At 41.4% G+C, this 11,853-nt stretch carries 15 protein-coding genes; 14 read left to right on the plus strand and 1 reads right to left on the minus strand.

Annotation, left to right across the window (positions count from 1 at the left end):
- The first annotated feature begins 2 nt into the window (after positions 1-2).
- From MV676_RS06420 to hflX, 9 genes are read left to right on the plus strand one after another with little or no spacing between them, the layout of a single operon-like run.
- Positions 3-1,220: an aminotransferase class I/II-fold pyridoxal phosphate-dependent enzyme gene (locus MV676_RS06420; RefSeq protein ID WP_297445946.1), complete on the plus strand. Its 1,218-nt coding sequence runs from the start codon at positions 3-5 to the stop codon at positions 1,218-1,220.
- Between the two features lie 9 nt (positions 1,221-1,229).
- Positions 1,230-2,510: a homoserine dehydrogenase gene (locus tag MV676_RS06425; protein WP_297445948.1), complete on the plus strand. Its 1,281-nt coding sequence runs from the start codon at positions 1,230-1,232 to the stop codon at positions 2,508-2,510.
- Between the two features lie 5 nt (positions 2,511-2,515).
- Positions 2,516-3,184 (plus strand): 7-carboxy-7-deazaguanine synthase QueE, encoded by a 669-nt coding sequence (locus MV676_RS06430; protein ID WP_297445950.1) that lies wholly within the window; start codon positions 2,516-2,518, stop codon positions 3,182-3,184.
- Positions 3,181-4,377, plus strand: coding sequence for a glycosyltransferase N-terminal domain-containing protein (locus MV676_RS06435; RefSeq protein WP_297445952.1), 1,197 nt, complete (start codon positions 3,181-3,183; stop codon positions 4,375-4,377). The genes MV676_RS06430 and MV676_RS06435 overlap by 4 nt, the downstream gene beginning before the upstream one ends.
- Positions 4,374-5,483, plus strand: a complete 1,110-nt coding sequence (lpxK, locus tag MV676_RS06440) for a tetraacyldisaccharide 4'-kinase (RefSeq protein WP_297445954.1) — start codon at positions 4,374-4,376, stop codon at positions 5,481-5,483. The genes MV676_RS06435 and lpxK overlap by 4 nt, the downstream gene beginning before the upstream one ends.
- Positions 5,401-6,288, plus strand: a complete 888-nt coding sequence (locus tag MV676_RS06445; protein ID WP_297445956.1) for a lysophospholipid acyltransferase family protein — start codon at positions 5,401-5,403, stop codon at positions 6,286-6,288. The genes lpxK and MV676_RS06445 overlap by 83 nt, the downstream gene beginning before the upstream one ends.
- Entirely contained in the window at positions 6,267-7,181 is a 915-nt protein-coding gene (gene miaA / locus MV676_RS06450) for a tRNA (adenosine(37)-N6)-dimethylallyltransferase MiaA (RefSeq protein WP_297445958.1), read from the plus strand. Before MV676_RS06445 ends, miaA begins: the two co-directional genes overlap by 22 nt.
- Complete coding sequence (hfq, locus tag MV676_RS06455; protein WP_027719921.1) at positions 7,178-7,396, plus strand: RNA chaperone Hfq; 219 nt, start codon at positions 7,178-7,180, stop codon at positions 7,394-7,396. The genes miaA and hfq overlap by 4 nt, the downstream gene beginning before the upstream one ends.
- Positions 7,397-7,404: 8 nt before the next feature.
- Positions 7,405-8,499 (plus strand): GTPase HflX, encoded by a 1,095-nt coding sequence (gene hflX, locus MV676_RS06460; RefSeq protein WP_297445960.1) that lies wholly within the window; start codon positions 7,405-7,407, stop codon positions 8,497-8,499.
- On the opposite strand, the gene MV676_RS06465 is transcribed toward hflX, so the two are convergent.
- Positions 8,488-8,889, minus strand: coding sequence for a hypothetical protein (locus MV676_RS06465; RefSeq protein ID WP_297445962.1), 402 nt, complete (start codon positions 8,887-8,889; stop codon positions 8,488-8,490). The genes hflX and MV676_RS06465 overlap by 12 nt on opposite strands.
- A gap of 137 nt (positions 8,890-9,026) precedes the next feature.
- Here MV676_RS06465 and MV676_RS06470 point away from each other — a divergent pair, with 137 nt between their 5' ends.
- The 5 genes from MV676_RS06470 to porA form a co-directional block, all read left to right on the plus strand.
- Positions 9,027-9,356: a YbaB/EbfC family nucleoid-associated protein gene (locus tag MV676_RS06470; RefSeq protein WP_022846245.1), complete on the plus strand. Its 330-nt coding sequence runs from the start codon at positions 9,027-9,029 to the stop codon at positions 9,354-9,356.
- Positions 9,353-9,961 (plus strand): recombination mediator RecR, encoded by a 609-nt coding sequence (gene recR, locus MV676_RS06475; RefSeq protein WP_297445964.1) that lies wholly within the window; start codon positions 9,353-9,355, stop codon positions 9,959-9,961. The genes MV676_RS06470 and recR overlap by 4 nt, the downstream gene beginning before the upstream one ends.
- Positions 9,958-10,524: a 2-oxoacid:acceptor oxidoreductase family protein gene (locus tag MV676_RS06480; protein WP_022846247.1), complete on the plus strand. Its 567-nt coding sequence runs from the start codon at positions 9,958-9,960 to the stop codon at positions 10,522-10,524. Before recR ends, MV676_RS06480 begins: the two co-directional genes overlap by 4 nt.
- The gene (locus MV676_RS06485; protein ID WP_022846248.1) at positions 10,521-10,835 is read left to right on the plus strand and encodes a 4Fe-4S dicluster-binding protein; all 315 of its coding nucleotides are present in this window, start codon (positions 10,521-10,523) and stop codon (positions 10,833-10,835) included. Before MV676_RS06480 ends, MV676_RS06485 begins: the two co-directional genes overlap by 4 nt.
- A gap of 2 nt (positions 10,836-10,837) precedes the next feature.
- On the plus strand, positions 10,838-11,853 hold a 1,016-nt coding region (gene porA, locus MV676_RS06490), incomplete at its 3' end, for a pyruvate ferredoxin oxidoreductase (RefSeq protein WP_297445967.1).

Below are 11,853 nucleotides of genomic sequence, written 5' to 3' on the forward strand. Positions count from 1 at the left end.
CCATGCCGAACTTTCAGTTTGCACGTATTGATAGGCTTCCCCCTTATGTTTTTGCTGTTGTTAACGATTTAAAGACGAAGTTAAGGCGAGCGGGGGAAGATATTGTTGACCTTGGTATGGGCAATCCTGATCTTCCCACACCAAAACATATTGTTGATAAATTGTGTGAAGCTGCAAGGAATCCACGTAACCATAGATATTCACAAACGAAAGGCCTCTTTAAATTGAGAGAGGCACTTGCCCTCTGGTACAAGAGAAAGTACGACGTTGAGCTTGACCCGGAAACTGAGGTTATAACGACTATCGGTTCAAAAGAAGGGCTTGCACATCTTGCACTGACCCTGGTCAATCCTGGCGATGTTGTCATGGTGCCGACTCCTGCCTATCCTATTCATCCTTACTCTTTCATTATTGCAGGTGGTGATGTTAGAAGCATTCCACTTCTTACTGATGACGGATTCGATGAAGATGCTTTTTTAGAGTCTATTATAAAAGCTTACAAGGAAAGCTGGCCAAGGCCAAAAGTTCTGCTTCTAAACTTTCCCCACAATCCGACGACAGCCTGCGTTGATATAAAGTTTTTTGAAAAAATTGTTGATTTTGCCAGGGAAAATAACCTTCTACTTATCCAGGATCTTGCCTATTCTGAAATCTCTTTTGATGGATATGTTCCGCCAAGTATTTTTCAAGTTAAAGGAGCAAAAGATGTTGCGGTAGAGTTCTATTCTCTTTCCAAAACTTACTCTATGGCAGGCTGGAGGGTCGGCTTTGCCGCCGGTAATAAAGATGTTATACATGCCCTTTATAGAATGAAGAGTTACCTTGATTACGGGATGTTTCAGCCGATTCAGATTGCAGCTATTATTGCTCTTAAAGGCGATCAATCTTGTGTTGAAGAGTACAGAAAGATATATGAAAGGCGTAGAGATGTCCTTGTTAATGGTTTAAACCGTATAGGTTGGCACGTTGAAAAACCAAAGGCTACAATGTTTGTTTGGGCAAAAATTCCTGAAAAGTTTCGTTCTATGGGCTCTCTTGAGTTTTCAAAGATGCTTCTACTGGATGGAAAGGTTGCCGTGTCACCCGGTATCGGTTTTGGCGAGTATGGTGATGAGTATGTTAGGCTTGCTCTTGTTGAGAATGAACTGAGAATTAAGCAAGCTGTGAGAGGTATCAAGAGAGCCTTTGAAAAGTACGGACTCAGAAATATCAACGTTTAGGGGTAGAGTATGGATTCTGTTAAGGTTGGAGTGATTGGCTGTGGAACTGTTGGTTCCGGTGTGGTAAGGATACTTCTTGAAAATGGAGATATTATTGAGGAGAGAACCGGAAGGAAGATAGAGCTTTCTATGGTTGCAGATAGAGACGTTGAGAAGGTAAAAAAGCTTGGAGTTCCGGAGGAACTTGTTGTTAATGATGGTTTTGCAGTCGTTGAATCTGATGTTGATATAGTTGTTGAGCTTATCGGCGGCACCACCGTTGCAAAGGATATTGTTGAGGGCGCTTTAAAGACTGGAAAGCACGTTGTCAGTGCAAATAAAGCGCTGTTTGCTTCTTTCGGAAAGGAGCTTTTTTCTATTGCTGCTGAAAATGGCGTTTCGATACGGTTTGAGGCAAGTGTAGGTGGGGGTATTCCTGTTATAAAGGCACTTAACGAAGGTCTGATTGCAAATAGAATAGAAAAAATCCTTGGAATTATAAATGGAACAGCAAACTTTATCCTTACAGAGATGACCACAAAGGGAATTTCTTTTGAGGAGGCATTGAGAGTTGCCGGTGATAAAGGATATGCGGAGGCTGATCCTTCTCTTGATGTTGATGGCATAGATGCAGCACATAAGATAGCAATTCTTGCCTCCATAGCTTACGGTGGCTGGGTGACGATAGATGATGTTTATGTTAAAGGTATAAGGGATATAACCCCTCTTGATATAGATTTTGCTCATGAGTTTGGGTACAGGATAAAGCTCCTTGCAGTTGCAAAACCGGACAATGGAAAAGTTGAAGTCAGGGTGCATCCGGCCATGCTTCCGGAGAATCACATTCTTTCGTCGGTTGATGGTGTTTTTAATGCCTGTTTAATAGAAGGAGATTTTGTTGGTCCAACTCTCTATTACGGCATGGGTGCCGGTCAAAAGCCTACCGCAAGTGCCGTTGTTGCGGATATTGCTGACATAGCCTGTGGTAGGGGAAGCAGTATTCCCGTTTCACTTTTAAAGAAAGATGCAAAAATACCTGTTAAAAGGCCCGGTGAGTTTGTTTCAAGTTTTTACTTGAGGTTTACGGCTGTTGATAAACCGGGTGTTCTTGCAAAGATTTCAAGCATTTTGGGGAAATTTAACATAAGTATAAAGATGGCTCTGCAAAAGAGTATAGAGTTTAATGGTGGTGTTCCCGTTGTTATGACCACTCACGAGGCCTCTTTTGAAACGGTGAAGGCGGCAATTTCTGAGATTGATGAGCTTGATGTTATAGTGAAGCCAACATTCTTGTGTATGATAGAAGAGTAAATTCGATGAAAGTTTACGAGATATTTCCTTCCGTTCAGGGTGAGGGAGCCGATGTCGGGCTTGTTGCCTCTTTTGTTCGCTTTGCCGGTTGTCCTTTAAATTGTCGTTACTGTGATACGCGGGAAGCTCGTGTTTTGAGGGAGGAAGTTTCCGCTGAAGAGATAATTAGAAGACTTAAAAGCATAGGTATTCCTGAAATTGTGGTTACCGGTGGAGAGCCTCTCGCACAGAAGGGAATAGCTGATTTCCTGTTTAAACTCTCTTCTGCAGAATGGGTCAGGAAAATTTTTGTTGAGACCAGCGGTGTGTTTTTTAAGTCCGACATATTTGCTCGAAAGGTTTATGTGAACATTTCACCAAAACCGCCGTCCATGGGTTTAACCTTTTCTCTAAAGTCTGTTGAAAGTTTCATTTCAGATTTTGCCGACAGGGTGCAGATTAAATTTTTGGTTCTCACCGAAGAGGATTTATCCTGGTCTCTTAAGTTTATACGAAAGCATAGAAACTTTTTCTTAGAAAAAGGTATTGTATTTCAACCGATAGAACTTCCCTGTGAAGAGTATGCTGTTACGGTTAAAAGAGTGATAGAGCTTATAATGAGAGAAAAATTCCTGATTTCAGAGTTTAACGTTAAGGTTGTTCCTCAGATTCACAAGCTGGTGGGAATAAAATGAGATGTGGTCTTTTTCTTTATAACTTTCTTTACAGTTTTTCTCTTCCAGTTCTTTTAACAGCAGCTAAAATTATTTCTAAAAAGAGGGGCGGTTTTTCTGTTAAGAGACGTTTTTCTTCTTTCCCGTCTAACATTGATGGCAGGGATACCTGGATTCACTGTGCAAGTATCGGTGAGGTCAATTCGGCAAGACCTCTTATAGAGCGATTGAGGGATAGGGCAGTTGTCACAACCTTTACCGATTATGGTGCAGATAGGGCTTCAAAGATTTTTCCGAATGTTCCTGTCCATGTGATTCCCCCGGACGTTAAGCCTTTTACAGACTATTTTGTTAAGCGACTTGGCGTGAAAAAGTTGCTAATTTATGAAACTGAAGTGTGGCCTTCCCTTTTAACTTCAGCCCTTGAACAGGGGGTAGAGATCTACTTTGTTAGCGGAAAGATAACGGAAAGAAGCTTTTCTCTCTATAAACGGTTTTCGTTTCTTTTAAGTGATATTTTCAGGTCTTCTGTTTTTCTTGCCAGAACGCAGGAAGATGCTGAAAAAGCACAGAAACTTGGATTTTTTGATGTTAAAGTTGTTGGAGATTTAAAATTTGATAGTGTAAGGGAGCCTGAGCCTGTTGAAGTCAGTATAGGAAGTCGGTATCCCATTGTTGTCTGGGGAAGTACACACGAAGGTGAGGAGGAGCTTGCAGGAGAGGTTCACAGGAAATTAAAAGAAATGTTTCCAGAGATTTTAACGGTTGTTGTGCCAAGACACATTGGAAGAGCTGAAAACCTTATACCGCTTCTTCCCGGAAGATCTGTTTTAAGGACACAGTCTGCTAAAGTACCGTCTGATGTGGACTTTTACATTGTGGATACCGTTGGAGAGCTTCCCGGTTTTTACAGTATTGCCGATGTTGCCGTTATAGGTGGAACATTTAATGAGAGGATTGGCGGGCACAATCCTTTAGAGCCTATGGTTTCCGCCATTCCTGTTATTGTAGGACCTTACTATTCCCACTTTCGCGATGTGATTTCAAAAGTTAAGGAATGTATTATCTTTGCATCTTCTGAAAATCTTTTTGATAAAATTAGCCTGTTGCTTAATAACGATGAGTTTAGGTATCGCATTGGCCTTTGTGGTAAAAAGCTTTTAGAAAGAGAAAAAGGCGTTACTGAAAGAATTTTGAAAGAGGTTTTTGCTTGAGGCTTGAGGAAATCAGAAGAAAGGTTTTTAAAAGAGAAAAAGGATGGATTTTACTGTATCCTGTTTTCTATATCCTGTCCAGGATTTACTGTTTTATCTCTTCCGCAAGGGCAGATCTTTACCGGAACGGAATTTTAACAAAAGTCGTTCCACCAATTCCCGTTATATCTGTTGGAAACATAGTTGCCGGCGGTGCGGGAAAAACACCCCTCGTGGAGTTCATATACAGAATGCTTGAGGATATTGGCTTTTCCCCTGTAATTGTTATGAGGGGGTACGGCGGCAGCGAGAAGGGTCCTCTGTTTGCCTCTGAAAATGCCGATAGGTTTGGTGATGAAGCGGCAATCTTTGTTAGGAGAGGTTTTAGAGTAGTTGTCAGCAAGGATAGATTAAAAGGGATAGATTTTGCCGTCGAGAAAGGTGCCAATATTGCTGTTCTTGATGATGGATTTCAGCAGTTAAAAATAGAAGCCACTGTTAATATTGTTGTCGTTGATCCTTTTAATCCGTTCGGCGGCAATCACTGTCTTCCTCTTGGCACGTTGAGGGAACCGGTTTCGGCCCTTGAAAGGGCACACTGTTTTGTTCTTTCCCGGTCAAATCTTGCTTCCGTTGAAAAGGTGAACTCAATTGAGCTTTATTTAAAGACTTTTAGAAAACCTGTTTTCAGAGCCCATCAAATGTTCAAAAACTGGCTGGATGAGAATTTTTCAGAAGCATCACCGCCGCCAAAGGATATTAACGTTTTCTGCGGCATCGGAAATCCTGAGCAGTTTGTTGAAATGCTTAAAGTCGAAGGATTTGATGTTGAAAGAGTCTTTGCTTTTCCTGACCATCATGTTTATACCAATGATGATATTGAAAAATTACGTAAATATCCTAACCTTGTTACGACGGAAAAGGATGCTGTAAAGCTAAAGGGAAGGTTGCCTTTCAAGTTTCCCGTCTTAAATGTTGAGGTTTTCGGGCTTAAGGAGTTTATCGTTAACAGGATTAAGAACGTTGAAAAGCATGAGGAAAAGGATGAACAAAAAGCTTTCTTACCGGATGGAGTATCTGCTTCTCAGATTGCTGAAGGAAAAGTTTTTAAGGAAATTTTCCCGTGATAGAGCTTTAAGCATTGCAGATTCTTTGGCTTCTTTTTTCTATTCTTATCCCCGCGTCAAAAAGGTTTCAGAGGAGAATCTCAGGTTCGTGGGAATGCCAGTTTCTGTTGGGAAGGAAGCTTTTAAAACCTTCGTAAAGTGCAGCGTTGACTTTTTCCGTTCTGAAAACTATTCGTTTAAGTTTCTTGATTCTATCCTTTCTTTGAGAAAGGAGAGCACCATCTCTATGGATGAACTTATCGCCCTTGATGGTGGAATACTTCTTACCGCCCATATTGGCAATTGGGAGCTTCTTGGTGGCTGGTTTTCCCACGTTAGCAGGGGAAGATTGTCAGTCGTTGCCAAGCCTTTAAAAAACCTTTATGTGAATGAAATGGTAAACACCATAAGAAACCACTGGAACATAAAGGTTATTCCTACTGGAAATGTCATTGAAATAATAAAGGATTTAAAAAGGAAGCGCTTTATAGGTATTTTGCTTGACCAACGTCCAAAGGAAAAGGACGGTGTGCTTGTTAGGTTTTTAGGGAGAGACACCTTTGTTAATAAAGGTGCAGCTGTTTTAAGCGTTAAAACCGGTAAGCCTGTAATTCCAGCCTTTTGCTATATGGAGCCGAATAACAGTTATACGTTTGAGGTACATAAACCTATTTATCCAGAAGGTAGAAGTGTTAAGGAGCTTACGAAAGTTTATTCGGATTGGATAGAGATGGCGGTTAAAAAGAGGCCGGAGCAGTGGTTCTGGAGCCATAGAAGATGGAGCAATTCGCCGGAGTTTAAAAAATGGAAAGAGAAAAACCTCTGATTGTTATAACGGGACCGACCGCTGCAGGAAAGACCGATTTCTCTATAAAGCTTGCAAAGGCTATTGGTGGAGAGATAATCAGTGCCGATTCTATGCAGGTTTACAGAGAGCTTGATATCGGGACGGATAAGATTTCAAGGGACAAGATGGATGGCATTCCCCATTACCTTATAGATGTTCTCCGCCCCGATGAGTATTTTTCTGTTGCGGACTTTGTGAGGGAGGCTGATAAGGCCATAAGGGAAATAAGGTCAAAGGGGAAGTTTCCGTTGATTGTTGGAGGCACTGGATTTTATATACGGGCGCTTCTTTTCGGTCTTTCACCTGTTCCTTCGGCAGATGAAAAGGTGAGAAAGAAGCTGAGTAAATTTTCAACGGAGGAACTTTACAGCCGTTTAAAGAAGATAGACCCTGAATATGCTTTAAAAATTCACAGCACCGACAGGAAGCGGATTGTAAGGGCTTTGGAGGTTTACGAACTTACAGGGAAACCCCTTTCATCGTTTAAACTTCCAGAAAAGCCTCGTTACGACTTTTACGGTTATTTTCTCTACCGTAACAGGGACGAACTTTACAGGCGGATAAATGACAGGGTTGATTCCCAGATTGAGAGGGGACTTATTGAAGAGGCTAAAAAGTTACTCTCTTATGGAAAAGATATAACTGCTTTTCAGGCTCTTGGCTATAAAGAGATGTTGCCCTATATTGAAGGAAAAGTTTCGCTTGAAGAAGCTGTCAGGAATCTTAAAAGGCGGACGCGGCAGTTTGCAAAGAGACAGTTTACCTGGTTTAAGAAAGAGAAAGGCTTTAAATGGATTAATCTTTCTGAAGTGCAGGAAGAAGAAGTAATTAATATCATAAAGAGTGATTTAAATAAGGGAGGCGCTTTATGAATGCCGTTAAGGTTCAGGATGCTTTTTTAAACAGGTTAAGGAAAGAGAGAATTCCGGTAAGTGTTTTCCTTGCCAGGGGAACGAGACTACAGGGTGTTATCACCTACTTTGATCAGTTTACCATTATTCTTGAAGAAGGGGACAGTCAGCAACTTGTTTATAAACATTCAATTGCAACGATAGTACCATCAAGACCCGTTAAAAATCTCTTTTAAGAAGGTGGGTGGATATAGAAAAGGTCATACTGCTTTCTGTTATCAGACACGGTGAACAGGCGGATATTGAAGAACTGTCCGGCCTTGTAGAGGCTTTAGGCTACAGGGTTGTAGATTCTGTTGTCCAGCGCCGCCGGTCGTTTGATCCTTCTACCTACGCGGGAAAAGGGAAAATAGAGGAGTTAAAAAAGCTTGCAGAAGAAAAAGATGCCTCTCTTATCGTTGCTTACCACAACCTTTCACCTTCTCAGGTGAGAAACATAGAAAGAATTACCGGTTTAAAAGTTAGGGACAGGACCGAGATTATCCTTGATATTTTTGCCGAGAGGGCAAGGACCAAAGAGGCAAAGATTCAGGTTGAATTGGCAAAGTGCTACCATCAGCTTTCAAGGTTGAGAGGGAAAGGTAAGGAACTTTCAAGGCTCGGCGGTGGGATAGGGACAAGGGGACCTGGAGAAACGATATTGGAAACAGAGTCAAGAGCTATAAGGCAGAGGGTTCATTTCCTTAAAAGGGAGATAGAAAAATACTCAAAGAGGCGTTCTCTCTTTACCGAAAGGCGGAAAAGGAGTGGTCTTGTAACCGTTGCAGTAGCAGGCTATACGAATGTTGGAAAATCAACTCTTGTTAGAAGACTTACAGGGGAAGAGGTATTTATAAAAGATATTCCTTTTGCTACGCTTGATACGAGAACAGGCAGGATTTTCCTTAAAAGTATAAATAAAAAGGTTCTTATCACAGATACTGTTGGATTTATAAAGGATATTCCCCACGAGTTGATAGCTTCTTTCAAGGCCACTCTTCAGGAAGTGACAAACTCAAACATTGTTGTGGTTGTTTACGATATCACCTCTTCCAATCTTGAAAGTGAGTCAGATGCAGTTGAAAACATACTGAAAGAGATAGGAGCATCTGAAAAACCAAGAATAACAGTTTTTAACAAGATAGACCTTGTTGAAGGTGATGAAGAAACGTTCAGATTGATAGTTGCTGGAAGGGTAAAAAGGTGTGAAAACCCCGTTTTTCTATCTGCAAAGACGGGAGAGGGTGTTGGCCGTTTTCTTAAAAAGATAGAAGAGATGATTAAAAATCTATCCTTTTAAAAGTTCGTTCCACTCTTTTCTTAGAGAGTCTCTTATGTCCATGTAGTCTTTACCTTCTCTGTAAGCCTCTTCTATCTTTTTTGAAAATACCTTTTCATAGAACTCTTTTCCCATTCTTTCCACAATCTTTTCATCAAATTCGGCAGGTGATGCCATCTTCCGCCACCATGGTGTACCTTCATGTTTCTTTATGTATTCTCTTGTTGCTCCTCTGTACTTTGTCCTGTGTCCGTAAAATTTTCTCGCTGCTACCACTTCTGCAACGGCAAGACCGTAAGCTTTTGCATCTTCAGGATCAAGTTTCAACTCCTTGATGCCTTTAATCCTGTTCCACTCTGCAAATATGTCGAACCTTCTTATGGGTGCTTTTGGCTTTATCGTTGTTTCCATGGCCTTTCCTCCAGCATTTCTTGTTTAAAATAAATATAGTGAAAAAACGGTTCTTCCTGCACTTTTTCCTTGTGAAGTTTTTACAAATTTTTTACAATTAGAGTGCGCTTATTTTATTGAGAACGGGAGGTTTTTTAATGTTCAAAGGTGGTATGGGTAACATGGGTAATCTTATGAAGATGGCCAGGCAGCTGCAGAAGCAGGCTGAAAAGATGAAGAAAGAGATTGAGGAGATGGAGTTTAAGGGCAGCGCTGGTGGTGTTGTTGAAGTTACTGTTAAAGGCACCGGAAGGCTTGTTAGTGTTGAAATTTCGCCTGAAGTTGTTAAAGATGGTGATGTTGAGATGCTTGGGGATATGATTGTTGTTGCTGCAAATCAAGCTATTGATAAGGCCAACGAAACGATGGAAAAAGAGATGAAGAAAATTACAGGCGGCCTTGGAATAGATCTTGGAGGTCTGTTTTGATATATCCTGAAACTCTCGGGATAGTTGTTGAGTTTTTAGCTTCTGTTCCTGGAATAAGCGAAAGGGCTGCGGAAAGGGCAGTGCTTTCACTATCTAAGCTTCCAGAGAATGATAAACTTCGGATTGTTAATGCTTTAAAAGAATTAGACAGGTTGAAATCCTGTCGGGAGTGTGGCCTTCCCTCCATGACAGATTTATGTTCTATCTGTTCAGATGATGGCAGAAATAAGTCTGTTATCTGTGTTGTAGAACAGCCAAGGGATGCTGTTTCCATTGAGAAGCTTGGGGAATTTAAGGGTGTCTATCACGTTTTGGGTGGTGTTATTTCTCCCCTTGAAAATATCGGTCCTGACGATATCAGAATAAGGGAACTTTTCGGCAGGATAAAGAAACACAACGTTAAAGAGGTAATAATAGCTCTTAATCCTACCGTTGAAGGTGAAGCAACCGCGAAGTTTATAATAGATAGGCTTACCGGAAAAAATATTAAAATATATCGTATAGCTTATGGAATACCTTACGGTGGAACTATAGATATGGCTGATGAGCTTACGTTAAAACGTTCATTTGAGGATATGAAACTTATAACCGGAGGAGACGGATGATAGAAATCAGATGGCACGCCAGAGGTGGTCAGGGAGCGGTAACCGCTTCAAAAATCCTTGCAAGTTCTGCTATTAGAGAAGGTAAGTATGCCCAAAGTGCTCCAGATTACGGTGCTGAAAGGGCAGGTGCACCTTTAAGAAGTTTCAACAGAGTTTCTGAAAATCCAATCACGCTCCACTGTCTTGTTCTGCATCCAGACATTGTAGTGGTTGTTGACCCTACACTTTTAAAAACAGTTCCAATACTTGAAGGAACTTCTGAGGATGCAGTACTTGTTATAAATACCGATAAAACTCCTCAAGAAATAAGAAGCATGCTCAACATAGAGGGAAGAAAAATCTTCACTGTTAACGCAAGTGCAATTGCAATGGAAGAGTTTGGAAAGCCCTTCATGAACGTTCCCATGCTCGGGGCACTTGTTAAGGTCATTCAGAATCTCGTTTCTCTTGATAGTGTTAAAGAGGATATTAAAGCCACTTTTGGTAAAAAAGTCTCAAAGGAGCTTCTTGAGGCTAACCTCAGAGCCCTTGAGAGAGCTTACAAGGAGGTAAAAGGAGAATGAAAGGCTGGAAAGATTTAGAGATAGGTGCTCTTATAACAGAGCCTGGAAACAGTGCTGAGTATAAAACAGGCGAATGGCGTGCCTGGAGACCGGTTTTCAACAGAGAAAACTGTATAGACTGTATGATTTGTTGGGTTTTCTGTCCAGATAGCTCAATTATTGTTAAAGATAAGAAGGTGGTTGGTATAGATTATGACCACTGCAAAGGTTGTGGTATTTGTGCTCATGAGTGCCCTAAGAGCAAGGGAGATGATGAGTCTAAGAAGGCGCTTGTAATGAAACCGGAATATCTGTTTCGTGAGGAGGACTAATTATGGCGGTTACGATAATTGAAGAGAGAAAAGTTGTTCCCTATTCAGGTAACATGGCGGCAGCTGAAGCTTTAAGGCAGATAAACCCTGATGTTGTTGCAGCGTATCCTATTACACCTCAGACTGAGATGATGCACTTTTTTGCAGACTTTGTGGCAAATGGCCTTGTAGATACTGAATTTATTACGGTTGAAAGTGAACACAGTGCCCTTTCTGCGGTTGTTGGTGCAGCAGCAGCTGGTGCCAGAGCTATGACTGCAACGGCAGGTCCCGGCCTTGCGCTTATGTGGGAAATTTTAGGGGTTGCTTCAGGAATGAGACTTCCTGCGGTTATTGCCCTTGTAAATAGGGCTCTCTCCTCGCCTATTAACATCCACGGTGACCATTCTGATATGATGGGTGCAAGGGACCAGGGATGGATTATCCTTGTTTCTGAAAATGCTGAAGAAGAGTACGACAACCTTATTCAGGCCGTTAAGATTGCCGAAGATAAGAGAGTCAGACTGCCTGTTATGGTTGGTATGGACGGGTTTATCATTTCTCATTCTATAGAGGGTGTTTCCCTTCTTAAAGACGAAGAGGTGAGAGAGTTTGTTGGTACTCAGAGCATGTTCCATTCATTACTTGATGTTGAACATCCGACAACTCATGGTGCTATTGCTATGTCCGATTCCTACATGGAATTTAAGCGTCAGCAGAGAGAAGCCATGATGAATGCCTACAAAGTAATCAGAGAGGTTGGAGAAGAGTTTGCCGCACTCAGAGGCAAAAAGTACGAACACATTGAAGCATACAAGACAGAAGATGCTGAGTATATTCTTATAGTAATGGGTTCTGCAGCGGGTACTGCTAAGTACGTCGTTGACAGAATGAGAGAGAAAGGTGAAAAGGTAGGAATTATAAAAATCAGAACCTTCAGGCCCTTTCCTTATTATGATCTTGCTGATGCAATTGTAGCTTCAAACGCAAAGGCTATTGGTGTTATGGATAGAGCAGAAACCTTTGGCGGATACAGCGG

This window comes from Desulfurobacterium sp. (assembly GCF_027028515.1).
Classification (GTDB): Bacteria; Aquificota; Aquificia; order Desulfurobacteriales; family Desulfurobacteriaceae; genus Desulfurobacterium_A.